Genomic DNA, 24,272 nt, shown 5'->3' on the forward strand with positions numbered 1-24,272 from the left:
CGATGCCTGAATGGAAACAAACGGGGCCATTTTATGCCAGCTCGCATCAAACACTGGAAAGACGCGGATTCTTGATCTTTACCGACAACAACCGGCCCTTGCGGGCGCGTTTGCCGAGATATTCATCCAGGTCGGCCAGCGACAGCGTGAGCACCGTGTGCTTGTTGCGATAAACCCCTTGCATCAGCAGCCCTCCCTCGCCCAGGGATGCCCATTGATCCAGCGCGTCGCCCTGATCCAGGCCCATGAGTATCGTGCCGCGCCCGCCGCCTGAAAGCGTCTTGAGTTCGGCAAGACCCACGACAAGGAATTTGCCCTTGCGCGTGAGCATGGCCAGATGCGTGTCCGTTGCCTGCAGCAACGCCGGCTTGAGCAGCACATCGCCCTTATCGAGGCTGATGAACTGTTTGCCCGCGCGCTGTCGCGTTGTGCAGTCGCCCAGCGTTGTGATGAACCCGTAGCCGGCGCGCGTGCCCAGGACATAGCGCCGGCCTGCCGCTCCGGCGATCATGTGTACGATGCGTGCGCCCGGCTCAAGTTCAATCATGGCGGTGATGGGCTGGCCGTCGCCGCGCGCCGACGGCAGGCTGGAAACTGCTACGGTATAGACTCTGCCCTGGTCGGAAAAGGCCACCAGCTCATCGGTGCTGAGACATTCGATGGCATCGTACAGCGCGTCGCCAGTCTTGAAGCCGAATTGCGCCGCATCGTGTCCGTGCCCCTGCCGCGAGCGCAGCCAGCCTTTCTGGGAAATGATGACGGTAACGGGCTCTTCGACCACCTTCACCTCCATGACGGCGCGTTCCGCTGCCTCGATAAGCGTGCGCCTGTCGTCGCCATAGGTTTTGGCATCCGCCTCGATTTCCTTGATCATGAGGCGCTTGAAGGCCCGGGGATTGTCGAGCAGCTCCTGCAAACCGGCCTGCTCGTCGCGGCGCTCGGCGAGTTCCTTTTCGATCCTGAACCCTTCGAGGCGTGCCAATTGCCGTAAACGCATCTCGAGGATATCCTCGGCCTGGCGCTCGGTGAGATCGAATCGCGCCATGAGCGCGGCACGCGGTTCATCCGACTCGCGGATGGTCTGTATAACCTCATCGACATTCAGGTAGACCACCATGCGGCCTTCGAGCACATGGATGCGGTCGCTGACCTTGTCCAGGCGAAAGCGGGTGCGGCGCGTCATGGTATGCGCGCGGAACTCGAGCCATTCGGTAAGAATATGGCGCAGCGAGCGTTGGCCTGGCCGTCCATCGGTGCCGATACACACCAGATTGATGGATACACTGCTCTCCATGCTTGTTTGGGCAAGCAGCATGGTGACGAATTCGCTACGGTCCACCCGGCTGGTCTTGGGCTCGAACACCAGACGCACCGCCGCCTCTTTGCCAGACTCGTCGCGCACCGCATCCAGCATGCCAAGCACCAGCGCCTTGGTTTGCTGCTGTTCGGCGCTCAAGCTCTTTTTCCCGGCCTTGACCTTGGGATTGCTGCGATCCTCGATCTCCTCAAGAATCTTCTGCGCCGAGGTACCCGGTGGGAGCTCCGTCACAACGAGCTGCCATTGACCGCGGGCGAGTTCTTCGAACTTCCAGCGCGCCCTCGCCTTGAGCGAACCGCGCCCCGTGGCGTAGATCGCGGCAATGTCCTCGGCAGTGGAAATAATCTGGCCGCCACCCGCGAAATCGGGGCCTGGAATGAGATCTGCCAGCGTTTCGTCGGACAACTTGGGATCGCGTATCAGTGCCACACATGCCTGCGCAACCTCCCGCAGATTATGCGAAGGGATTTCGGTTGCCATACCCACGGCAATGCCGGATGCGCCGTTGAGCAGCATGACAGGCAGGCGGGCCGGCAGTTGAAGCGGCTCCTTCTGACTGCCGTCATAGTTGGCAATGAAGTCGACCGTGCCCTCGTCCAGCTCATCCAGCAGCAGGCGGGCGAACGGCGTGAGCCGAGCCTCGGTATAGCGCATGGCGGCAGCATTGTCGCCGTCGCGAGAACCAAAGTTGCCATGGCCGTCCACCAGTGGATACCGCAGCGTGAAATTCTGGGCCATGCGCACCATGGCGTCATAGGCAGCCTGATCTCCATGGGGATGGTATTTACCCAGCACATCACCGACCACGCGCGCCGATTTCACCGGCTTGGCGCCGGCAGCCAGGCCCATGGCGTCCATGGCGTAAAGAATGCGGCGCTGGACGGGCTTCTGACCATCGGTCACGTCGGGCAGCGCCCTTCCGCGCACGACGGACACGGCATAATCGAGGTACGCCTGTTCGGCATAGTGGGCCAGGGTGATGCCGTCTCCATCGCCCTGGCTGTGATCGAACAGACCCGCTTGTGTACTATCCATTGCTGATTTCCATAATGCTTATACGTCGACTTCGGCGAGATTGCCCTTTGCCTCGAGCCATGCCCGCCGCTGGGCCGACTCACCCTTGCCCATGAGCATGTCGAACATCTGCGTGGTGGCGGCCACGCCAGGCTCGCCGTAGACAACCGGCATCAGGCGCCGGGTGTCCGGATTCATGGTGGTGTCCCACAACTGCTCAGCGCTCATTTCGCCCAGCCCCTTGAAGCGGCTTATGCTCCACGCCCCCTCCCGCACGCCCTCGGTGCGCAGCTTGTCCTGGACCACCTGAAGCTCTTCATCATCGAGGCAGTACAGCTTGCGCGCGGGGCGCTTGCCCGATGCGGGGACATCAACCCGAAACAGCGGCGGGCGCGCCACGTAGACGTGGCCGGCCTCCACCAGTTTGGGGAAATGGCGAAAGAACAAGGTGAGCAGCAGCACCTGTATGTGCGAGCCGTCCACGTCGGCATCCGAGAGAATGCATATGCGGCCATAGCGCAATCCGGACAGGTCGGCGTTGTCGCTGGCTCCGTGCGGATCGACGCCGATGGCCACGGCAATGTCATGTATCTCGTTGTTGGCAAACAAGCGGTCGCGATCCACCTCCCAGGCATTGAGCACCTTGCCCCTCAGGGGAAGAATGGCCTGAAATTCTTTGTCGCGGCCCATTTTGGCCGATCCTCCCGCCGAATCGCCCTCCACGAGGAAGATTTCCGTCTGCGTAACATCCGTGGATTCGCAATCGGTCAGTTTTCCCGGCAGCACCGCCACACCCGAGCTCTTGCGCTTCTCCACCTTCTTCGCCGAGCGCGCACGGGCCTGGGCCTGCCTGATGGCACTTTCCGCCAACTTGCGGCCGTATTCGACATTGGCATTAAGCCAGAGATCAAGCGCGTTCTTGACGTAGCCACTGACCAGCCTGACGGCGTCGCGGCTGTTGAGTTTCTCTTTGATCTGCCCCTGGAACTGCGGATCGAGCACCTTGGCTGACAGCACAAAGCTGGCATGGGCATAGACGTCGTCCGCCATCAGCTTGACGCCCTTGGGAATCAGCGAATGCAGTTCCGCAAAGGCGCGAACCGCGTTGAACAGACCGTCGCGCAACCCGGCCTCGTGCGTGCCGCCGGCTGTAGTGGAAATGAGGTTGACGTAGGATTCACGCAGGACGTGGCCTTCGGTGGTCCAGGCTACCACCCAGTGGGCGCCCTCACCTTCGGAAAAGGACTCATCATCTTCGCCGGCGTACTGTTTGCCTTCGAACAAGGGGATGATTTTTTCCTCGCCCTGCACGGCTTCCTCGAGGTAGCCGCGCAATCCGGCCTGATACTGCCACTCGCGCACCTCGCCGCTCTTCTCCACGACCAGAACCACCTTGACGCCATCCAGGAGTACAGCCTTGCTGCGTAAGGCGTGGACAAGTTCGGCCATGGGAATGACCGCACTGTCGAAATACTTGGGATCGGGCCACACACGCACCAGCGTGCCGCTTTTGCGGCGGGCTGCGGTGTCCACCTGTTTCAGTGGCGTCTTGACGTCGCCGTCGGCAAAAGCGAGCTCATGGACGGCTCCGTCACGCCAGACGCGCACCTCCAGGCGCCGCGACAGCGCATTGGTTACGGACACGCCGACACCATGCAGGCCGCCCGAAAAAGCGTAGGCGCCGCCCTGCTTCTTGTCAAATTTCCCGCCGGCATGCAGGCGGGTGAACACCAGTTCGACAACCGGCGCATGCTCCTGGGCGTGCATGCCCACGGGAATGCCTCGCCCGTCATCCTCGACGGACACGCTGCCATCAGTGTGCAATGTGACTTTGATCTGGCTTCCAAAGCCAGCCAAAGCCTCATCGGCGGCGTTGTCTATGACCTCCTGGATGATATGGAGCGGGTTGTCGGTGCGGGTATACATGCCGGGCCGCTGCCTGACGGGCTCCAGCCCTTTGAGCACCCTTATGGATGCTTCGTCGTAACGTGGTGTAGCCAATTTGAGTCCGGGTTCGTGATGTGAAAACGGTATATTTTACGAAGTCGGCGGGCAAAGGGTGATGCACCGCCAAAGCTGCGCCGCCGGGATGGGAATGGTATGCTTGTCGGAAAGCGGCAACGCACACAGGCGAAAAACCAACAGAATACATTGTGCGATTGCCCCGCCGTCCCGTATAGTTTTCCTGTACCGATCATCCTTTTTTCTTTTTTATCATGAGCGATTCCATCAAACACGTGACCGATGCCTCGTTCGAGGCTGATGTTCTCAACGCAGACCTTCCCGTACTGGTCGATTACTGGGCGGAGTGGTGTGGACCCTGCAAGATGATTGCGCCGCTGCTCGAGGAAGCCTCGAAGCAATACGCCGATCGTGTTATCATAGCGAAGGTAGATGTCGATGCAAATCCCGACACTGCTGCCCGGTTCGGCATACGGGGCATACCCACCCTCATGCTGTTCAAGGATGGCAAGGCTGCCGCTACCAAGGTCGGCGCAATGTCCAGGACACAGCTCAGCGCTTTCCTAGACGAAAACGTTTAACCAAATACAAAATTCTCTTTATCAGGCAAACCCTTTTTGCGCGCGGGCCCTTTCCTGGGTCCGCCATCTCCGCCAAATACCCCTCCCTTCTCTTCTCTCATGCATCTCAATGAATTAAAAACGCAGCATGTCTCCAAGCTGCTGGAAATGGCCGCCGAGCTGGAAATCGACAACGCCAGCCGCCTGCGCAAGCAGGAGTTGATGTTCGCCATCATGAAGCGCCGCGCCAAACAGGGCGAGCAGATCTTCGGGGATGGCGTGCTTGAGGTGTTGCCCGACGGCTTCGGCTTCCTGCGCTCGCCCGACACGTCCTATCTCGCCAGCACCGACGATATCTACATCTCGCCGTCGCAGATACGCCGTTTCAATCTGCATACCGGCGATTCGATCGAAGGCGAGGTGCGGACCCCCAAGGATGGCGAACGCTACTTCGCGCTGGTCAAGGTCGACAAGGTCAACGGCATGCAGCCCGAGGCGATCAAGCATCGCATCATGTTCGAGAACCTCACACCGCTGCATCCAGACGAGGTTATGACGCTTGAGCGGAACATCAAGAGCGAAGAAAACATCACCGGCCGCATCCTGGACATCTTTGCGCCCCTGGGCAAGGGCCAGCGCGCGCTCATCGTCGCCAGCCCCAAGTCGGGCAAGACGGTCATGATGCAGCACATTGCGCATGCCATCACCACCAATTACCCCGACGCATTCATGATCGTGCTGCTGGTCGACGAACGGCCCGAGGAGGTGACGGAGATGCAACGCACTGTGCGCGGCGAAGTGGTGGCGTCGACATTCGACGAGCCGGCCACGCGCCATGTGCAGGTTGCCGAAATGGTCATCGAAAAGGCCAAGCGCCTGGTCGAACTCAAAAAGGATGTCGTGATACTGCTCGACTCCATTACGCGTCTGGCGCGCGCCTACAACACGGTCGTGCCGGCTTCTGGCAAGGTACTGACCGGCGGTGTGGACGCGAATGCGCTGCAACGTCCCAAGCGCTTCTTTGGCGCGGCCCGCAACCTGGAGGAAGGTGGCTCGCTGACCATCATCGGCACCGCCCTGGTCGAAACGGGCAGTCGCATGGACGAGGTCATCTACGAAGAATTCAAGGGTACCGGCAACTCCGAAGTACACCTTGAGCGGCGCCTTGCCGAAAAGCGCGTATACCCCGCCATCAATCTGAACAAATCCGGCACCCGCCGGGAAGAATTGCTGATCAAGCCGGAGCTGCTGCAAAAGGTATGGGTTCTGCGCAAGTTCATTCACGACATGGACGAAATCGAGGCGATGGAGTTCATTCTGGACAAGATACGCGCGACCAAGACCAATGCCGAGTTTTTCGACATGATGAAAAAGTAGAATTCCTTTCAACCTCAACCGAGTTTGCCTTGATGAAACTACCTACACTCGATCAATTTCTAGACCAGATACGCGCCCGCGACCCGAACCAACCGGAGTTCATGCAGGCGGTCAAGGAAGTGATGACCAGTTTGTGGCCTTTCATCGAGCAGAACCCGCGCTATGCCGAACAGGGCATCCTGGAGCGGCTGGTCGAGCCCGAGCGTGCCATCCAGTTTCGCATCAGTTGGGTTGACGACAAGGGCAACACACGCGTCAATCGCGGCTTTCGCATCCAGCATAACTCGGCCATCGGCCCTTTCAAGGGCGGCATGCGATTTCACCCGTCGGTAAATCTTTCCATCCTCAAGTTCCTCGCGTTCGAGCAGACCTTCAAGAACGCCCTGACAACGCTGCCCATGGGTGGCGGCAAGGGCGGTTCCGACTTCGATCCCAAGGGCAAGTCCGATGCTGAGGTCATGCGGTTCTGCCAGGCGCTCATCATCGAACTGCACAGGCATCTCGGCCCGGATACCGATGTGCCGGCCGGCGACATCGGCGTCGGGGCACGCGAAGTCGGCTTCATGGCCGGCATGATGAAAAAATTGTCCAACTCAGCCGCGTCGGTGTTCACCGGAAAGGGACTGAGCTTCGGCGGGAGCCTGATCCGGCCCGAGGCCACAGGCTATGGCACCGTCTATTTTGCGGAAGAAATGCTGAAACATGCCGGCCAGTCTATCGAAGGCTTCACCGTATCAGTATCCGGCTCGGGCAACGTGGCGCAATACGCCATTGAGAAATGCATGCAGCTGGGCGCCAAGGTGATTACGGTGTCAGACTCTCACGGCGCGGTGATAGACAAGGCGGGGTTCACGCCGGCCAAGCTCGCCGAACTGATTCGCATCAAGAACGAAGAGCGGGGCCGGGTGCAAACATATGCCGAGCGCCTTGGCCTCGTATACGAAGCCGGAAAACGTCCCTGGCACGTCCCTGTGGATGTCGCACTGCCCTGCGCAACGCAGAACGAGCTCGAGCTCGAAGACGCACAGACACTGATCAAGAACGGCGTACGATGCGTGGCGGAAGGCGCCAACATGCCCACAAGCCTGGACGCCGTGGAGGCCTTCGTGAATGCGGGCATTCTCTACGCGCCGGGCAAGGCAAGCAACGCCGGCGGCGTGGCGGTATCGGGCCTGGAAATGAGCCAGAATGCGCAGCGTCTGATGTGGACACGCGAACAAGTGGACAACAAGCTGCATGCAATCATGCGCAATATTCACGAGAACTGCGTACTGCACGGCAAGCAGCCGGACGGCGGCGTTAACTACCTGAACGGCGCGAATATCGCGGGCTTTGTGAAAGTGGCCGACGCCATGCTGCAACAGGGGCTTTACTAGTTTTCCGGTTGCCGGTTCATGGCGCAAGAAGGCTCTTCATCGGAAGCGCCTTTTTTGTGCACGCGCAATGCATGCGCGAGCAAGGCCTGAGCAAGCTCATGGGATTGCAGCGTGCACGATGTGCTCGCAGGACGCGGCTGTGAACGGTGGGCGAGCGCCGGGGGGTTGGACCACATGAAAAAATCCGTGCTGCCTTCGGGCTCGCCCAACTGGGCGTACACCGCAGGCATGATGGGCACATGATCGCCGAAGACCGCCAGCGAGGCGGAGCGCTCGTGTTTCTCCAGACGGGCTTTCAATTGCTGAAGCATCCGGTCTGTGTTGGCGATATGGCGCGCATATACAACGGCGTCGTCGCATCCGGTGGGCAAGCCTTGAGGGAAATAGAAGTGCTGCTCGCCCGGATCAAACTGCTCCCATTGCAGCGGGCCATGATTCTCCATGGTGATCACATAGATGAACAGCGGCGGGCGAGGCGCGCCCGGCTGGCCTTCGTCGTCCAGTAGCCGGCACACCTTTTCGGCGACCGCGCTGTCGGCAATGTAGGGACCGAATCGCGCCGCGTCGGGGAAGTCGTCCTGCGCAAGAAAAACATCGAAACCCAATGCGGGAATGGCTTTGTCGCGTCGATAAAACGCGCGGGCATACGGGTGCACGCACAGGGTTCTATAGCCCAGCCGACGCAAATAATGGGCCACCGTGGGCACGGCATGGCGGCCAAGAGAGCGATAAGGGTTGTAGCGGTGCACCGACATGACCTCGGGCGCAATGCCCGATAACACCGCATACTCGGTACGCACGGTATTGGCGCCCCAGGAGGGTACCCGCAGGTGACCGTGCGGCAGCCCCTGTTCGGCGCTTTCCGCAAGCATGGCGTCAAATACGGTCAGAATGTCGTGTCGCAGGCCCCGGAAGGTGCGCCTTGGGTCGAAAAACGACTCGCATTGCACCATGATCAGGTCGGGCAGATGCTCAGCCTCCTTGTCCGGCGGCGTGGAAAAAGGCGCGTGGGCGCTCAGATCAAGCTGCCGCCCTTCTTCCTGGCGGTATCGCCACCATGCGCACAGCATGCCCAGGACTTGTTGGTCGCGACCGCCTTCCGAGGAGATGGATACGGGCCGCCGCCCCGCGCACCACAACAACACCGCGGCGGCGACAGCAAGCGAGGCGGCCAAGACCAATGACTGGGCCCAGGTCTCGCCCAAAGCTGGCTCCAGCATGACGCCGGCCACCATGGCGGCCACATAGGCGGCCGCGCCCATGATGGCGTTGCCGATGCCGAAAAATGGGAGATAGAACTGCGGATGCCTGATCGCGTCCGTGAAATACTCGAAATCGGGATAAATGAAGGGCTCGCGCAAAGTAATGTACTTGATGTTGCCGATTACGGTCAGCAGTACAAGCAGCGCCAGCAAATTAACCGTGGCCACCCAGGGGCGCTGATAAATCGCCAGCAGCGCGGCAAAACCCAAAGCCCATAGCCCTGCATGCACGGCCAGGCAGCGCCAGTCGCGGCGCCACGGGGCAACAGGGCGCGGCCGAGCAAATGCCTCGACGACGAAGCCCAGCAGCAAGCCCAGCACAAAGGGAATGCACCACGCGGACAATGGCGGCACGGCGAAGAAGGATCCCGGCAAGTCAATCACCGAAGCCGAAGCGCTTCAAAAGCCACGATGACAAGGCCGGATGCGCCAGCCCCAGAAACCAGCAGCTGAAATTGAGCGGAAACGGAAAGCTGATGCGGGCGCGGTTGCGGTCAAGACCGCGCCGTATGACGCGGGCCGCTTTTTCCGCGGTCCACAGAAAGGGCTTGGGGCCCGGCATGTCGTGACACATTTTCGACTCAACATAGCCCGGCATGATCACGTTCACCTTGATGCCCTGCGGGCCCAGCCAATCTCGCATACCCTCGCCATAGGCATTGACAGCCGCCTTGCTGGCGCTGTATGTCGGCGTGATGGGCAAGCCGCGCTGGGCTGCCAGCGAACTCATCAGCGCGATCTGGCCGGATCCACGCGCACGCATGGCAGGCAGTACGCCCTGAACCGTGGCCAAGGCCGCCCTGATATTCACATCCAGCAATACCTGCATCTCATCCCAATCTTCCCCGCTGCCATCGGGCTTCCCATGGATATTGACGCCCGCATTGACTACAACGAGGTCAAGACGCATGGTTTCCGACATATACCGAAGCCAGTCCAGCAGCGCGGCAGTATCGCGCACGTCCAGTCCCTTGACAACGACACGCGCGCCCTTCGCCTGACATGCTTGCGCAAGCGGCTGCAGATGCGACGCATCGCGCGCGTGGAGTACAAGCGTGACGCCCGGCGCAGCATACTCGCGGGCCAGAGCGCTGCCAATGCCCCCAGCCGCTCCCGTGATCAGAATGCCGCGGGACGCTGCCTCGGCGCCAAGAGGGGGTTGCGCGCCGGCGGCTGTCATGCCAGGACGTCCAGCCGCGAGCGAACCGCCGTCAGCCTGCCAACCGATTGCTCCACGCCCATGTCGATGCCCTTCTCTGTGTAAAAGCCGCCATTGACCTGGGTTGTATGGATTACGACATTGCGGAAGTTGTGAAACAAGCCCATATCCGGCGGCTCATGATCATGCCAGAATGCATCCAGCGTGCCCTGGAAGGTCAGGCCGGGAATACCGTAGATGGGCTGCCCCAGAGCAATCAGCGGGCGAGAATGCACAAGCGCGGAGCCACCGACCGTGCTGTTTACGGTGACCACGCCCGTTGCATTGCTCAATAAGGTGGGCAAATGTCCGGTTTCGAGGAAAACGATACGGTCGGCTATGCCATAGCGGCCAGCCAAGTCGCGGGCAATGCGTCCGTGCGGAACAAGGCCGGGGTCCAAGGGGTGGTTCTTGACGACCAGCACGGCATCGCTTGCGGCATGCGCGGCAAATGACTCCATTACCTGCTCCATCAGCTCAACCATGGTGCGAAAACGCGAATGCGTCCGGATCTGCGCGTCGCTGTCCAATTGTAGCGGTAACAGGTAGAAAGCACGGTCGTCGTTGATCAGGCGGGCGATATTTGCTGCATCGACCTGCTTGCGGCGTGCAATGCGCGTCGATCGGACAAGATAGCCGCTGTATTCTTTCCATGCACTCACGGGAGCATGGGTTTTATATTCGGGAAAAGTCCAGCGATTACCCAAATTGCAAATGTGATATCGGATGTCGTGCCAAGCTCTTGCCTTGAAAGACGGCCCGAGCGAACGCCCGTTGCGATAACGGGGTACTTTCCTGGCCGCCTCCCGATACCATTGTGGGTCTCGCGGCAAGGTCGAATGGCCATTGACACCCTCGCGCTCGAGGGTGAGCCAGTTGGGTCTGAAATAGCCTTCCTCGTAGACGTGGACACGCACTTGCTGGCGCTTCGCCAGATCGATGGCCGGACGATGTACTGGTCGCTGGTCGCCGAAGAGAACAACATCGGTCACGCCATGCTTGTGATAGATGTCCTGGTAGAAATCCGTAAGGCCGTCCACACCACCACGCCAGGGCACAGCGCCACCGGCGTTCCAGAACGCCGCGTCGCCCCCATTGAAGTTCACCTTCACCACCTGGTGGCCTTCTTGATTAAGCCGCTTGCCCAGCCTGGAAAAGAATGGCGAACAGACCCCCTGCAGAAACAGAAACGAACGCGTCATTTACATGGAACTATTAGTGTTTTTCTGCCTGCTGCTCATCCCCGGAAGGCGCAAGCAACCCCGCGCCGGACGGTTGGCGGATTAAAGAGCATTCTCCCAGCAATTATTGTATCAAATAGGCAAATATAGCTATTTACAGTGATTTGTTAATAATTTGAAATTTTAGGCTTGTGTGCGCCGTGAGGCGCGGGAAAGTGTCGCCCAGCCTGTTCAGCGGCCACAAGCCGCGAAGCGGCTGGGTCGCAAGCCAATGGAGACGTCTGGGTCAGCGCGGGCTAAGCGGCCGCGCCCATGCGCCGGGCTGCTGCGTCGGCCCAGCGGTACGCGACCGCGGGCGAGGCCACGCAGCAGGCATGCTCGGTCACGACTCGCACGGCCCTTTCCAGTAGTTGAATATCCGCCTCATGCTGCCGGGCAACATGCGGATCCTCGAAAAAAATGACACGCTGGCAGCGCCGCTCGAGCACTTGATCGGCTATTTGCGCATCGCCGCCCAGGGGGCCGCTCAGGTAGGCATGAACCCAGGGCGCGGAGCGAGGCCAGCCGCGCGACCATGCGAGCTCGTTGAGCCGCCCGCTGGTTGTGCCGGTGCCGACACGCCGCGCAAACCGCGACAGCAAATCGAAATGCCTGCTTGCAAACTCTACCATCTGATTCTTCAGCGCATCATGGGCGATCAGCGCCAGGGTTTGATGTGAAAAATCGAACAAATCATCAACAGCCGTGTCCGCAGGCAATCCGGCTGCGATACGTTCTATCTCCACCCATTCCACGGCACCCATAAGCGTGGACACAAAAGGACGGCCATGCGTAATGCATTGCCGCTTCAGAGCCAAGGCCTCGGGAAAAATAGAGGATGGGTCGACAGGATCGATGAGATAAATGGCGCCGTCAAACGGCTCGGAGCCGTCTCGACCTTCGGTTACGCGCGCCACCAGCTTCATGAGCCCGCCTTCACGGCCATAAGGATAGCGGATCAGGCCAGAGTAGTTTTGCAACAGACCGGAGCGCTCGATGGCGTCACAGGTACGGCCCACGGTATGGAACTGTATGCCCAGTTCGCGCACGCCCCCAGCCGATCGTTCGAGCCATTTGAAAAGCGCAGCGCCGTAGGTTTCATGGTGGAGCCGGTTGGCCGCCAGGCCGAATCGCAACACAGGCATGGTTCAGAGGCCGCGCAGGGCCTGAATTGGTGAGAGAATGCCTTGGAAATGCAGCGAAATCCAGGGCCGTGCCTGGCTAGACCGTGAAAGACTCGCCGCAGCCGCAGGACGCCTTTTCGTTGGGATTGGCAAAACGGAAGCCTTCATTCAACCCTTCGCGCGTGAAATCGACCTCGGTGCCCTCCAGGAATGGCAGACTTTTGGCGTCTACATACAGCTTGATGCCATGCTGTTCAAAAAGCAGATCGCCGTCTTTGGCCTCATCAACATAGTCAAGTTTGTATGCCAAGCCGGAGCAGCCTGTCATTTTGACGCCCAGGCGCAAGCCCAGGCCCTTGCCTCGCCTTTGGATATAGCGTTGGATGTGATCCGCTGCGCGTTCTGTAAGCGTGATAGCCATGATCCTCAACCTTGATACTTCTGCTTGAAATCCTGCACGGCTGCCTTGATGGCGTTTTCGGCCAAGATGGAACAATGCAGCTTGACCGGCGGCAAGGCGAGTTCGTGCGCGATGTCGACGTTGCTGATGCCCAGCGCCTGGTCGGGCGTCTTGCCGGTTACCCAGACTGTGGCGAGCGAACTCGATGCGATGGCGCAGCCGCAACCATAAGTTTTGAACCGTGCTTCCTCGATGATACCCGATTCGCCGACGCGAATCTGCAGCTTCATGACTTCACCCTGGGACGGTGCACCCACCAGACCTGTACCCACTCGGGCAACCGACGCATCGAACGAACCGACATTGCGTGGATTCAGGTAATGATCGAGAACTTGTTCAGTGTATGCCATTAATGTGAGGCCCATGTGACAGAATTCAAGTCTATCCCCTGCTCGACCATTTCCCAGAGGGGAGAAATTTCACGCAGGCGATCGACCTGTCGCCTGATGATGTCGACTGCCGTATCGATATCCTCGCCGCTGGTAAAGCGTCCCAGCGTCAGCCGCAATGAACTGTGGGCGAGCTCGTCGGACCGGCCCAGGGCACGAAGAACGTAGGACGGCTCCATACTCGCTGAAGTGCAGGCTGAACCACTGGACACTGCCAGCTCAGAGAGGGACATGATAAGGGCCTCGCCCTCGACATGATCGAAGCTGATGTTCAGATTGTGGGGTACCCGCTGCGTCATGTCGCCATTGATATGGATACCGGGTATGCTGGAAAGGCCCGCCAGCAGGCGATCTCGCAAGGCGCGAATGCGCTCGTTCTCGGCTGCCATCTCGCGGGCCGCCAACTCGAATGCATAGCCCATGCCCACAATTTGGTGCGTGGGCAGCGTGCCCGAGCGTAGCCCGCGCTCATGCCCGCCGCCGTGTATTTGGGCCAGGACACGCGTACGCGGCTTCCGGCGCACATACAGGGCACCCACGCCCTTGGGCCCATAGGTCTTGTGAGCGGAGAATGACATCAAATCGACGGGCAGCGTCTGAAGGTCGATGGCGATCTTGCCGGTCGCCTGGGCAGCGTCCACATGAAACACGGCGCCCTGCTCCCTGCAAAGGGCGCCCAATGCGGCGATATCCTGGATCACACCGATCTCGTTGTTGACGAGCATCACTGAGGCAAGAACGGTATCCGGGCGCAACGCGGCCCGGAATGCCTCGATATCGATCAGGCCATTGGGCAGCACATCGAGATAGGTCACTTCAAAGCCCTCGCGCTCCAGCTCCGCGCAGGTATCCAGAACAGCCTTGTGCTCTGTCTTGACTGTGACGATATGCCTGCCTCTGGCTTGCGCTGCGTGAGCAGCGCCCTTGATGGCCAGGTTATCGGACTCGGTGGCGCCCGAAGTCCAGATGATCTCCCGCGGCTCAGCCTTGACCAGCCCCGCAACCATGGCACGCGCACGCTCCACAGCCTCCTCCGCGTCCCAGCCGTATGCATGGGTGCGCGAGGCCGGGTTGCCGAAGCGCTGATTGAGCCAAGGCACCATCTGCTCCACTACGCGAGGATCCACGGGCGTGGTGGCGGAATAATCCAGGTAAACAAGCGGCGTGGAAGGCATAAAAGACTCCTGCGGGATGGCGGCTAGATCGGCACAGGGCCCACCATAGGGATTTCGCGGGCAACACCGCGCTGTTGCGCGACCTGCTGGCTGGCTTCCTGCAGCTGGCGCATGCGCTGCTGATCGACGAGATCTTGCAGGGATACCGAATCTAGATAATCAATCATTTTACGATTAAGCGATGCCCAGAGCTCATGGGTCATGCATTTGCCGGTGCCTCCATTCAGGCCGACCGTGCAATCTTCTTTTCCGCCACAACTGGTTGCATCCATGGGCTCGTCCACCGCGAATATGATGTCGGCGACCGTGATTTTGCGCGCCAACCGCCCCAGGGAGTATCCCCCGCCCGGACCGCGCATACTTTCGACCAGTTCGTGCCGGCGGAGTTTGCCGAATAATTGCTCCAGATAGGACAGCGATATATTCTGCCGCTTGCTGATCGTGGCCAGCGTCACGGGTCCGCTGTGCTGGCGCAGGGCCAGATCGATCATGGCGGTAACGGCAAAACGCCCTTTGGTGGTCAAACGCATGATGACTCCTGAAAAGGCGGGCGCAACAGGCGCCCGGCAATAACCTAGCATTTCAGTCAAGTATAGCTAATATCCGACTAATTTGCTAGGGAATTACCATGACCAACAGCGACACCTCATGGGTGTTCGCACACAAGCGGTCTCAGGCATAACGGCGTGCAGACGGGGAAGCGGAGCGCTAAGAGGCGCATCACGCGCCGACCCCGTTTTGGATTGGAGTTTGGGTGCTTCTGGTTCTGGAGGTGCTGTAGCGGCCGGATAGGCTGATCAGGCCGCCTGGTACTGGAGCGCTCGCTTGCGAACGAGTTCCAGCACGCCCTGACAGGCGTCTTCGAGGTAATCGAGCACCTTGTTGAAGCCCTCGGGCCCGCCGTAGTAAGGGTCGGGCACCGTAGCTTCCTCGAACTCGTTTGCAAAGCGCATGAGCAGCATGAGCTTGTGCTGATAGACCTTGGGGCACTGCTGCTGCAGCGCGGAAAGATTTTCCCAATCCATGGCCAGAATGAGGTCGAACTCGCGGAAATCCTCGGGCGTGATCTGGCGCGCCACGCAGTGGGAGAGTTCGTAGCCACGTTTGCGCGCTGCCGCCTGCGCGCGCGCATCAGGCGCTTCGCCAATGTGGAAGCTGTGGGTACCAGCAGAATCCGACCCGATCACCCCGGAGAGGCCAGCCTCGTCAACCAAATGACGAAAGACGCCCTCTGCGCTCGGCGAGCGGCAGATGTTACCCATGCAAACGAAAAGTACCTTAGTCATAATAGGCGAAAGTGTGAGGGAAAACCCGTTGCAAGGCAAGGCTTTTTGCAAGACCACATTTTTGCTTGCATCAGTGTTGACAAAGGCAAAAAATTAATGCCTGCAAACGATTTAGCGACTATTTTCCATGTGAAAACGATACGGCTGGAAGACGGAGGAAAATGCCGGCAGGCCCAATATTCATGCACTGCAACAAAACCGCGGACCATGCAAAAAAACCTCGAAGTAATAATGGTAAACCCTAGGTTATACAAAGGCAATACTACGTTTGCCAGAAGGCCGAAGGTATATTACGGGATGATGAATTTCCCGTGGAGTGTTGGCCTTTACCAACATTGCCTGCCTGACCTTATTGGACTCGCACAAAGCAAATCGCGTTCCCGCGGGATGGCCTCCGGCCCGAGACGTCCTGCGTCAGCGATCAATAGCACCCCGCTTTCGCCGTCAGTGTGCCCCTTGGCTGCGCCGGGTATTCGCGCCTTGGCACCGCGCGCCTCCTCCAGGACACCGAGGACGAATCGGCATTGCAGTTTCAGGTCAGCAGGGCCTTTTCCTTGAGCCGATTCAAGGCATCGCGCGCCGCGGCAGCCTGCTCAAACTCCAGATTCTTGGCGTGATCGGTCATTAGCTTCGTCAGCCGCCGTATTTCTTTCGCCAGCGCCTTGTCGTCGCGCAGAATTTCCGCCGGAATGTCATCTTGGGCGGCCTGGGGCTGCGGCGCGCCCATGACGCCATCAATGAGCTCGCGCACCGCCTTGGATACGCCGCGCGCAGTAATTCCGTGCTGCATATTGAAAGCCAACTGTTTCTGCCGCCGCCTCTCGGTCTCGTCCATGGCCCGCCGCATGGAATCGGTAACACGATCCGCATACAGAATGGCCTGACCATGGATATTGCGCGCGGCCCGGCCCACCGTCTGAATAAGGCTGCGCTCGGATCGCAGAAAACCCTCCTTGTCCGCATCGAGTATGGCAACCAGTGACACTTCCGGGATATCCAGGCCTTCGCGCAACAGGTTGATCCCCACCAGCACATCAAACACGCCGAGCCGCAGATCGCGGATGATTTCCACACGTTCCACGGTGTCGATGTCGGAGTGGAGATATCGCACCTTCAGGCCATTTTCAGACAGATAGTCGGTAAGATCCTCCGCCATGCGCTTCGTGAGGGTGGTGACCAGCACGCGCTCGCCCACGGCAATGCGCTTCTTGGCCTCGCCCAGCAGGTCGTCCACCTGGGTGATCGCGGGGCGAACCAGCACTTCCGGATCGACCAGCCCGGTCGGCCGCACGACCTGCTCCACGATGCTGTCCGCATGCTCCTGTTCATAGTTGGCGGGTGTCGCGGACACAAACACGCACTGACGCATGCGCTGCTCGAATTCCTCGAGCTTGAGCGGCCGGTTATCCACGGCCGAAGGCAGGCGGAAACCAAACTGCACGAGCGTGGACTTGCGCGACATGTCGCCGCGATACATGGCGCTGAGCTGGCCCATGGTGACATGGCTTTCATCGATGAACATGAGTGCATCCCTCGGCAGATAGTCGATGAGCGTCGGCGGCGGCTCGCCCGGCGCCGCACCTGACAAGTGGCGCGAGTAATTCTCGATGCCCTTGCAGAAGCCCAGCTCCTGCAGCATTTCCAGATCGAATCGGGTACGCTGCTCCAGGCGCTGCGCCTCGACCAGCTTTCCCTCATCAACGAAAAATTTGAGGCGATCCCGAAGCTCTTCCTTGATGGTGCCGATAGCCCGCAATATGGTGTCCCGCGGCGTTACATAATGCGAGCTGGGGAAAACGGTGAAGCGCGGTATTTTCTGCCTGATCTTGCCCGTAAGCGGATCGAACATTTCCAGAGACTCGATCTCGTCATCAAAGAGCGTGATGCGCAAGGCCAGCTCGGCGTGCTCAGCCGGGAACACGTCGATGACCTCTCCGCGCGCCCGAAAAATGCCGCGCGCAAACTCCACATCGTTCCGCTCGTACTGCATCGCTACTAAGCGGCCGAGCAGTTCCTGCCGCGGGATGCGGTCGCCCTCGCGCAGCGTCAGCACCATGGCATGATAGTCGCCGGGATTGCCGATACCGTAAATACAGGACACGGTACCGACGATAATCGTGTCGCGCCGCTCCAGCAGGCTTTTGGTTGCAGACAGCCTCATCTGCTCGATGTGCTCGTTAATCGAGGAGTCTTTCTCGATGAACAGATCACGGGCGGCCACATAGGCTTCGGGCTGATAATAGTCATAATAGGAAACGAAATACTCCACCGCATTGCGAGGGAAAAACTCCCGCATTTCCGCATACAGCTGCGCCGCCAATGTTTTATTGGGCGCCAGCACAATGGCTGGCCGGCCACAACGGGCAATGACATTGGCCATGGTGTAGGTTTTGCCCGATCCGGTGACGCCCAGCAGGGTTTGGTACATCAGGCCGTCATCAATGCCCTCCACCAATCCATTGATCGCTGCAGGCTGATCGCCAGCCGGCGGATAAGGCTGATAAAGCTTGAATGGGCTGTCGGGAAAGTCGATGAAACCGGGCTTGGTGGTGGTCATGCTGCCGTTGTCCGTGTAATGAGGGAGGGGGATGGCGCGCAGCGCCGGGCGGAAAACTACCGTTTTGCCGTCACCGCGATGCCGCAAATTGCGCGCCCATACTGGACACTATCAGGGTAAACCCCTTATTATCTCATTCATATATTCTTTTTCCCACCCTTCTTTTTTCTCGCACCCAGGCCTCCTTGAAAATGACATCCCTTTTCGAATCCGTCGAACTTGCTCCACGCGACCCTATTCTGGGTTTGAATGAACAGTACAACGCCGATACCAGGCCCAACAAAGTCAACCTGGGCGTGGGGGTGTACAGCGATGATGAGGGCCGCATTCCGCTGCTGGACTGTGTGCGCCAGGCCGAAGAAGCCCGTGTGGCGGCACATGCCGCGCGCGGCTATCTGCCTATAGATGGCATTCCCGGCTACAACTCCGGCGCCCAGAAGCTGCTTCTGGGCGAGAACTCTCCCTTGGTCGGTTCCGGCCGCGTCCTCACGGCACAAAGCCTGGGCGGCACCGGCGCCCTCAAGATAGGCGCCGATTTCCTGCGGCGCCTGCTGCCCGGCTCCAAGGTTGTCATCAGCGATCCCAGTTGGGCCAACCACCGCGCGCTGTTTGCCGAAGCAGGCTTCACGGTCGAAACCTATCCCTACTACGATGCCGCCACCCATGGCTTCAATTTCGAGGGTATGTTGGCTGCGCTGCGCGCACTGCCCGAAAAGACCATCGTCGTCCTGCATGCATGCTGCCACAATCCGACCGGGGTCGACCCGTCCGCCGAGCAATGGGCGCAAATCGCCGATACGGTTCGCGATCGCAATCTGGTGCCCTTCCTGGACATCGCCTATCAGGGCTTTGGCGACGGGCTGGAAGAGGACGCGTCGGTGGTGCGCCTGTTCGCGCAGCGCGATCTCACCATGCTGATTAGCTCGTCGTTCTCAAAATCCTTCTCCCTGTATGGCGAACGAGTCGGCGCGCTCACCATGGTGTGCTCCAGCAAGGAAGAGTCGGCCCGTGTGCTCAGCCAGCTCAAAGTCGTCATTCGCACCAATTACTCCAACCCGCCGACGCACGGCGGCATGGTCGTTTCGTCGGTGCTGAACACGCCCGAGCTGTTCGCGCTGTGGAAACAGGAACTAGCCGGCATGCGCGACCGCATTCGCAGCATGCGTACCCAGCTTGTCGACAAGCTGAAGGAGCACGGCGTTTCGCAGGATTTCAGCTTCGTGAAATCGCAGCGCGGCATGTTCTCCTACTCCGGCCTTACCGCCGACCAGGTCGAGCGCCTGCGCGAGGAACACGGCATCTACGCCGTCGGCAGCGGGCGCATCTGCGTCGCCGCCCTGAACAGCGGCAATATCGATTATGTTGCCAAGGCCGTGGCGAGCGTTATTGGCTGACCTTGCGCCCGTAGCTTGAGTGGCGGGCACGCAACGGTGTCGCAGGCAGATCGCAGGTCGGCCCATGGCTTGATCTTTGTTCAAAAATGCCGCAGAATCGAGGCTGTATATAAACACAGTCTGGAAAGCCATGGCCCTCAAGCTTACAGAAAGACAGCAACAAATCCTCGATCTCATCCGCAGCGAAATCGCCCATACCGGCTTTCCGCCCACGCGCGCTGAAATCGCCCGTACGCTTGGCTTCAGGTCAGCCAATGCGGCGGAAGACCATTTGCGGGCTCTCGCGCGCAAGGGCGCCATCGAGCTTACCGCGGGCGCTTCGCGAGGCATCCGGCTAGTGGGGCCGTCCACGGCCTCGGGCGATGCCTCGCTTCCATCACGTGCCATGGCGGCCGCATCGCAGCTGCTGGTGCCGCTGGTTGGACGTGTCGCCGCCGGCAACCCCATTCTCGCCGCCGAGCATGTCGAGCGTGAAATTGGCATCGAAGCCAGTCTTTTCAGCCAAACACCCGACTATCTGTTGCGGGTGCATGGTCTGAGCATGCGCGATGCCGGCATTCTCGATGGCGATCTACTTGCCGTGCGCAAAGCCCCCGAGGCCCGCAACGGGCAGATTGTGGTTGCCCGCATCGGCGAGGAGGTCACCGTCAAGCGCTTTCTGCGTTCGAGCAAGCATATAGAGCTTCTGCCCGAGAATCCCGACTTCCAGCCCATCATCGTCACCGAGGACCAGGAGTTTTCCATCGAAGGCATCGCGGTCGGGCTTATTCGCAATACGCCCCTGCATTAGGTTCGGCCACCAGCAACACTGGCATCCCTGGCTTAGCCAGATCAATATTCCGCTGGAATATGAGGATGCCGAAAAGGCAGCTTCGACAGATCCTGGCAGGCAGGGCCAGGTGCGTCGCAATCAATGATTTCCACGCAACGATCGGCAAACGCGGCTCGGAAATGGTTTTTGGCCTTCACACAGATCAACCGCAGCACGGTCAGATCCAAGCCGTTCATTGCATAGAATGCCGGGTCATCGGCGGCGGCAACACGCTCGGTCACAATCACCCTGATGAACGGTTGTCGCACGACACGCAATACCACGCTAAAGCCGCAAGACCGCTCGACGCCGCGCTGCATAGGGCCTGTATTGCGGAAAAAGCCATCCGAAACATGCTCCACGATAGCCTGCAACCTTATGCCTTCGCCAAACTGCGGGCCATGTCGGCCTCCCAGGAAAACATCAACCTCATGTCCCAATCCTGCCGCGCGCGCAGCACGCACGGCATCAGGCTGTGCAAAGCTGGCGAAAAGGCACGGCACTTCGGGTTCAATGTCGAGCAGTGCACGAAAGAGTCCGGGCGTATCTGCACTGCCGCCCGACAAAGGGTTGTCTCCGGAATCTGTGACTGCAAGTAGGCCGGGCTTGCTATTGGCCAATGCCGCAGACACCGCATCCGCCGCGCTGGGTAATCGAATGCGAAACTGTTCAGCAAGCGCATGAATGCGCGTCGTTATCTGACGCGCCGCATCAGCCGCCTGTTCGCCCTGTGGATCCTGTTCCCGATCGCTGGTCACAAACACCGACGCCCCCGTCCATGCCGTGTCAGAATACGGAAACCCACCAAATACCGACACGTCGAGCACTGCGCCAACAGTAAGGCCGCGCGCTTCGCGCTCCAATTCGGCCATGGGGCCGGCTGCGGTACGCATGTTGATGCTGGGCAGTATGACGCGCTCATTGATCAGTACACGCCGCGTCTTCAAACCGCTTTCGACGCAGCGCCGCAATACATCCAGGACGCGGCGCGCGGTTTCAGCCAGATCGACATGAGGATGCGTCCGGTAGGCGCTGACAAAATCAAGCACCTGCGCCCATTCAGGCGGGAGATTGCCATGCAGATCAAAGCTGGCGCCCATGGGTACGCCGGGCAACAGCATGCGTACGGCCCGGGCCAGGTCCAGTTCGGGCGTTTCGCGACGACTGGTTATTGCCGCACCGTGCAGTGACAGATAGACAGCATCCCATCCACCATTCTGCTTGCCATCCAGCAGATCCTGCTGCAAGTCCGCAACAAGAGACGCAAATACCTGTTCGTCTATCGGACCGGCGGGCGCCGCTGCGGCACAGCGAAGCATGACGACTTCCCAGTCGGGGTGCGCGTTCGCGAAATCTGCCACGGCCCCCAGCTCATGTGCTGTGCCGCGCATTGCATCAAGCACTGCGTCACCCTTCTGCCATTCGTAATTCATGAATTCCGCCAAACCAACGGGCATGGGGCTAAAGGCGTTGCCCTCAAACCAGAGCCGGGCGACGGCCAGGCGTTTACGACTCATTTGGCCGCCCTTAGGTTTTCCAATATGCCGCCAAATCGCTTGCGTTCCGAATCAAGATGGGCGGCCAGCTGCGCCGGTGTCCCACCCACAGGCATGGCACCAAGCGCCTTGAACTTGTCCTTGATCTCGGGTTTTTGCTCGAATGCGTCGATTTCTCGAGCGAGGCGCGCAATGATGTCATCAGGTGTGCCGGCCGGCGCGACGATCACAAACCAGGACGATAGTGCATAGCCTTTCACTGTGTCTGCGACGGGCTCGACATCAGGCAGGACATCGAGCCTCTGCTTGCTGGCCACGCCCAGGGCCACGACTTTGCCAGCGCGGATATTGGCCAGGGCGGTAGGCACATTATCAGCGGCGAGCTGGATATTGCCAGCGATCAGGTCCGTCGTAGCCTGGGCCGCGCCCTTGTATGGGACGTGCGTGATATCCACGCCTGACAGCTGCTTGAGCAGCTCGAGCGCTATGTGCCCTGTGCTGCCCACACCTGGGGACCCCCAGTTCAGTTTTCCCGGATGCGCCTTTGCTTCCTCGAGCACATCCCGCATGTTCTTCAGGCCGGAACCGGGATAGCCCAGAATGACGTTGGGAACATCCGCCACATGCGATACCGCGGCAAAATCCTTTGCCGGATCGAAACTCATTTCTGGGTAAATATACGGATTGATCGCCAATGGGCCTGGCGTGCCCATCAACATTGTGTAGCCGTCGGGCGTGGCCCGAGCAACTTCCGCGGCACCGATGTTACCGCCGGCACCAGGCTTGTTCTCGACCACTACAGACTGGCCAAGCTGCCTGGAGAGACCATCAGCCACCAAACGGGCCAGCAAATCGGTGGTGCCGCCGGGCCCGAATGGCACGATAAGGCGGATGGGTTTCGCCGGCCAGCCATCGGCAAGAGCAGGCGCGGCGCACAGCGCCAAGAACGATGCCAGAGCGCAGACAATAATTCCACGTTTCATGATGTGCCTCTCTTTCAATTGGATAAGCATTTGATCTATTTATTCGTAATATGCATCATATGATCTATGCGGAAGGGAAACAAGCGAAGCAAAACAAAGGCAAAGGCAAAGGCAAGGCGCAGGGAACAGGTAGCTTAGTTGGCTATCAGGCGCACCGATGCGAATCAGGCGGCAATTGCGCCCGATGCATTCACCAGACCAGACGGACGCCAGCGTGCGAGCATCCAGCAAAAGGCTCGCTTTCAGGGCGGCTGGACGGATCGAACAAGGGCATTATGGGCAGCGCTGTGGACATATTCATGGATGGCGTTCGGGACATACAATGAGACGCCCTCAATTCAACAGGAGAACGGGTGGACAAGGCCACGGTCGATCGCCTCATCAAGGAAAAATTCGTGCTGCTGCCGCCCACGCTGCAGCGCGCTGCGCGCTATGCAATCGATAATCCGCGCGCAATCGCCCTGCACTCCATGCGGACAGTCGCCGGCAATGCAGGCTTGCAATCCAGCGCAATGCACCGGCTGGCCCGCCACCTGGGATTCGATGGCTATGAGAGTCTGCGCAATGTATATCGCGAATGGCTTTCACGCAGTGCCGGTCCATTCACGGATAGGGCGACGGCGCTTCAGCAGCGCAAGGGCCGCGACAAGACGGACACGCTCATCAGCGAGATGATAGCCGCCGACAGCAATAACCTGCATCAGATGAGTAATGCCGACACACTGGCCGCGCTTCGGACGGCGAAAAATCGGCTTGCGACATCCGGTCACATCTACACGGTAGGCCTGCGCAGTCTGTTTCCCGCAGCTTTCTATTTCAACTACGCCTGCAGCATGTTCATGCGCAACACCACGCTGCTATCCGGCACCGGCGGCATTTCTTTCGACGAGTTGCGCCATGCCCGGCCTGGCGACACACTCGTCATATTCAGTTATGAGCCCTACGCCCGAGACGCGTTGTCCGCCGCACGCTTCGCCCACGAACAGGGCCTGCACATTGTCGCTATTACGGACAGCGTCATTTCACCCGTTGCCCCGCATGCGGAAGCATTAATCGTCGTGGAGAACACCACGCCATCGTTGTTTCCATCCATCGTGCCTGTCATGGCCATAGCGCAGACGCTGGTCGCCATGCTGGTGGCTGACGGCGGAAGAAACAGCCTGGGCAAGATAAGAAAGAGTGAAACCCAGCTGCGGGATCTGCAGATTTACGTTCAGCCCGGAAAGTCGCTTCCATCCGGGAAGTCGCATCACCGCCCGTAAGCGGCGTGCATCACAGATAAGTGAAGCCCGCCGGAAAAATCGCGTATC

The 24,272-nt window shown here is 59.6% G+C and carries 20 protein-coding genes; 6 read left to right on the top strand and 14 right to left on the bottom strand.

What is annotated here, in order from left to right:
- Window positions 1-46: 46 nt before the first annotated feature.
- Together parC and parE are read right to left on the bottom strand one after the other, a co-directional pair.
- Window positions 47-2,353 (bottom strand): DNA topoisomerase IV subunit A, encoded by a 2,307-nt coding sequence (parC, locus tag ERD78_RS08985; protein ID WP_129968921.1) that lies wholly within the window; start codon window positions 2,351-2,353, stop codon window positions 47-49.
- Window positions 2,354-2,371: 18 nt separating this feature from the next.
- Complete coding sequence (parE, locus tag ERD78_RS08990; protein WP_129968922.1) at window positions 2,372-4,333, bottom strand: DNA topoisomerase IV subunit B; 1,962 nt, start codon at window positions 4,331-4,333, stop codon at window positions 2,372-2,374.
- A gap of 215 nt (window positions 4,334-4,548) precedes the next feature.
- Between parE and trxA the strand changes: the two genes are divergently transcribed.
- From trxA to gdhA, 3 genes are all read left to right on the top strand, one after another.
- Window positions 4,549-4,875, top strand: coding sequence for a thioredoxin TrxA (gene trxA, locus ERD78_RS08995; protein WP_129968923.1), 327 nt, complete (start codon window positions 4,549-4,551; stop codon window positions 4,873-4,875).
- 99 nt (window positions 4,876-4,974) lie between these two features.
- Window positions 4,975-6,231 (top strand): transcription termination factor Rho, encoded by a 1,257-nt coding sequence (gene rho, locus ERD78_RS09000; protein ID WP_129968924.1) that lies wholly within the window; start codon window positions 4,975-4,977, stop codon window positions 6,229-6,231.
- A 32-nt stretch (window positions 6,232-6,263) separates the two neighbouring features.
- The gene (gene gdhA, locus ERD78_RS09005; protein ID WP_129968925.1) at window positions 6,264-7,607 is read left to right on the top strand and encodes an NADP-specific glutamate dehydrogenase; all 1,344 of its coding nucleotides are present in this window, start codon (window positions 6,264-6,266) and stop codon (window positions 7,605-7,607) included.
- Here gdhA and ERD78_RS09010 read toward each other — a convergent pair.
- The 10 genes from ERD78_RS09010 to uvrB all read right to left on the bottom strand — a co-directional run bounded on the left by ERD78_RS09010 (window position 7,604) and on the right by uvrB (window position 18,278).
- Window positions 7,604-9,244, bottom strand: a complete 1,641-nt coding sequence (locus ERD78_RS09010) for an LTA synthase family protein (protein WP_129968926.1) — start codon at window positions 9,242-9,244, stop codon at window positions 7,604-7,606. The two genes, gdhA and ERD78_RS09010, sit on opposite strands and share 4 nt — an antisense overlap.
- 1 nt (window position 9,245) lies before the next feature.
- Window positions 9,246-10,049: an SDR family NAD(P)-dependent oxidoreductase gene (locus tag ERD78_RS09015; protein WP_129968927.1), complete on the bottom strand. Its 804-nt coding sequence runs from the start codon at window positions 10,047-10,049 to the stop codon at window positions 9,246-9,248.
- Complete coding sequence (locus tag ERD78_RS09020; protein ID WP_129968928.1) at window positions 10,046-11,269, bottom strand: capsule biosynthesis protein; 1,224 nt, start codon at window positions 11,267-11,269, stop codon at window positions 10,046-10,048. Before ERD78_RS09020 ends, ERD78_RS09015 begins: the two co-directional genes overlap by 4 nt.
- Window positions 11,270-11,544: 275 nt before the next feature.
- A complete protein-coding gene (locus tag ERD78_RS09025) occupies window positions 11,545-12,432 on the bottom strand; it encodes a methylglyoxal synthase (protein WP_129968929.1) in 888 nt (295 codons plus the stop codon).
- Window positions 12,433-12,508: 76 nt separating this feature from the next.
- Window positions 12,509-12,832, bottom strand: a complete 324-nt coding sequence (gene iscA, locus ERD78_RS09030) for an iron-sulfur cluster assembly protein IscA (protein ID WP_129968930.1) — start codon at window positions 12,830-12,832, stop codon at window positions 12,509-12,511.
- Window positions 12,833-12,837: 5 nt separating this feature from the next.
- Window positions 12,838-13,221 (bottom strand): iron-sulfur cluster assembly scaffold protein, encoded by a 384-nt coding sequence (locus ERD78_RS09035; RefSeq protein WP_129968931.1) that lies wholly within the window; start codon window positions 13,219-13,221, stop codon window positions 12,838-12,840.
- Window positions 13,221-14,435: an IscS subfamily cysteine desulfurase gene (locus tag ERD78_RS09040; protein ID WP_129968932.1), complete on the bottom strand. Its 1,215-nt coding sequence runs from the start codon at window positions 14,433-14,435 to the stop codon at window positions 13,221-13,223. The genes ERD78_RS09035 and ERD78_RS09040 overlap by 1 nt, the downstream gene beginning before the upstream one ends.
- 23 nt (window positions 14,436-14,458) lie before the next feature.
- Window positions 14,459-14,965 (bottom strand): Fe-S cluster assembly transcription factor, encoded by a 507-nt coding sequence (locus ERD78_RS09045; RefSeq protein ID WP_129968933.1) that lies wholly within the window; start codon window positions 14,963-14,965, stop codon window positions 14,459-14,461.
- A 267-nt stretch (window positions 14,966-15,232) separates the two neighbouring features.
- Window positions 15,233-15,724: a low molecular weight protein-tyrosine-phosphatase gene (locus ERD78_RS09050; RefSeq protein WP_129969116.1), complete on the bottom strand. Its 492-nt coding sequence runs from the start codon at window positions 15,722-15,724 to the stop codon at window positions 15,233-15,235.
- Window positions 15,725-16,253: 529 nt separating this feature from the next.
- Complete coding sequence (gene uvrB, locus ERD78_RS09055; protein ID WP_129968934.1) at window positions 16,254-18,278, bottom strand: excinuclease ABC subunit UvrB; 2,025 nt, start codon at window positions 18,276-18,278, stop codon at window positions 16,254-16,256.
- A gap of 191 nt (window positions 18,279-18,469) precedes the next feature.
- Between uvrB and ERD78_RS09060 the strand changes: the two genes are divergently transcribed.
- Window positions 18,470-19,672, top strand: a complete 1,203-nt coding sequence (locus ERD78_RS09060; RefSeq protein ID WP_129968935.1) for an amino acid aminotransferase — start codon at window positions 18,470-18,472, stop codon at window positions 19,670-19,672.
- 130 nt (window positions 19,673-19,802) lie between these two features.
- On the top strand, window positions 19,803-20,462 hold the full coding sequence (gene lexA / locus ERD78_RS09065; RefSeq protein ID WP_129968936.1) for a transcriptional repressor LexA: 660 nt from the start codon (window positions 19,803-19,805) through the stop codon (window positions 20,460-20,462).
- A gap of 41 nt (window positions 20,463-20,503) precedes the next feature.
- On the opposite strand, the gene ERD78_RS09070 is transcribed toward lexA, so the two are convergent.
- Together ERD78_RS09070 and ERD78_RS09075 are read right to left on the bottom strand one after the other, a co-directional pair.
- The gene (locus ERD78_RS09070; RefSeq protein ID WP_129968937.1) at window positions 20,504-22,000 is read right to left on the bottom strand and encodes a M81 family metallopeptidase; all 1,497 of its coding nucleotides are present in this window, start codon (window positions 21,998-22,000) and stop codon (window positions 20,504-20,506) included.
- Window positions 21,997-22,962: a Bug family tripartite tricarboxylate transporter substrate binding protein gene (locus tag ERD78_RS09075; RefSeq protein WP_129968938.1), complete on the bottom strand. Its 966-nt coding sequence runs from the start codon at window positions 22,960-22,962 to the stop codon at window positions 21,997-21,999. Before ERD78_RS09075 ends, ERD78_RS09070 begins: the two co-directional genes overlap by 4 nt.
- 353 nt (window positions 22,963-23,315) lie before the next feature.
- On the opposite strand from ERD78_RS09075, the gene ERD78_RS09080 reads away from it, so the two are divergent.
- Window positions 23,316-24,224: a MurR/RpiR family transcriptional regulator gene (locus ERD78_RS09080; protein ID WP_129968939.1), complete on the top strand. Its 909-nt coding sequence runs from the start codon at window positions 23,316-23,318 to the stop codon at window positions 24,222-24,224.
- Window positions 24,225-24,272 lie beyond the last annotated feature (48 nt).

Source organism: Allopusillimonas soli (genome assembly GCF_004153445.1).
GTDB classification, from domain to species: Bacteria; Pseudomonadota; Gammaproteobacteria; order Burkholderiales; family Burkholderiaceae_B; genus Allopusillimonas; species Allopusillimonas soli.

Excerpts from the sequence above, each read along its gene's own strand:
- lexA (WP_129968936.1), top strand. The coding sequence starts at position 19,803 with ATGGCCCTCAAGCTTACAGAAAGACAGCAACAAATCCTCGATCTCATC.
- iscA (WP_129968930.1), bottom strand. The coding sequence starts at position 12,832 with ATGGCTATCACGCTTACAGAACGCGCAGCGGATCACATCCAACGCTAT.
- ERD78_RS09060 (WP_129968935.1), top strand. The coding sequence starts at position 18,470 with ATGACATCCCTTTTCGAATCCGTCGAACTTGCTCCACGCGACCCTATT.
- ERD78_RS09025 (WP_129968929.1), bottom strand. The coding sequence starts at position 12,432 with ATGCCTGTGTTGCGATTCGGCCTGGCGGCCAACCGGCTCCACCATGAA.
- ERD78_RS09070 (WP_129968937.1), bottom strand. The coding sequence starts at position 22,000 with ATGAGTCGTAAACGCCTGGCCGTCGCCCGGCTCTGGTTTGAGGGCAAC.
- parC (WP_129968921.1), bottom strand. The coding sequence starts at position 2,353 with ATGGATAGTACACAAGCGGGTCTGTTCGATCACAGCCAGGGCGATGGA.
- rho (WP_129968924.1), top strand. The coding sequence starts at position 4,975 with ATGCATCTCAATGAATTAAAAACGCAGCATGTCTCCAAGCTGCTGGAA.
- trxA (WP_129968923.1), top strand. The coding sequence starts at position 4,549 with ATGAGCGATTCCATCAAACACGTGACCGATGCCTCGTTCGAGGCTGAT.
- ERD78_RS09075 (WP_129968938.1), bottom strand. The coding sequence starts at position 22,962 with ATGAAACGTGGAATTATTGTCTGCGCTCTGGCATCGTTCTTGGCGCTG.
- ERD78_RS09040 (WP_129968932.1), bottom strand. The coding sequence starts at position 14,435 with ATGCCTTCCACGCCGCTTGTTTACCTGGATTATTCCGCCACCACGCCC.
- gdhA (WP_129968925.1), top strand. The coding sequence starts at position 6,264 with ATGAAACTACCTACACTCGATCAATTTCTAGACCAGATACGCGCCCGC.
- ERD78_RS09045 (WP_129968933.1), bottom strand. The coding sequence starts at position 14,965 with ATGCGTTTGACCACCAAAGGGCGTTTTGCCGTTACCGCCATGATCGAT.
- ERD78_RS09020 (WP_129968928.1), bottom strand. The coding sequence starts at position 11,269 with ATGACGCGTTCGTTTCTGTTTCTGCAGGGGGTCTGTTCGCCATTCTTT.
- uvrB (WP_129968934.1), bottom strand. The coding sequence starts at position 18,278 with ATGACCACCACCAAGCCCGGTTTCATCGACTTTCCCGACAGCCCATTC.
- ERD78_RS09035 (WP_129968931.1), bottom strand. The coding sequence starts at position 13,221 with ATGGCATACACTGAACAAGTTCTCGATCATTACCTGAATCCACGCAAT.
- ERD78_RS09015 (WP_129968927.1), bottom strand. The coding sequence starts at position 10,049 with ATGACAGCCGCCGGCGCGCAACCCCCTCTTGGCGCCGAGGCAGCGTCC.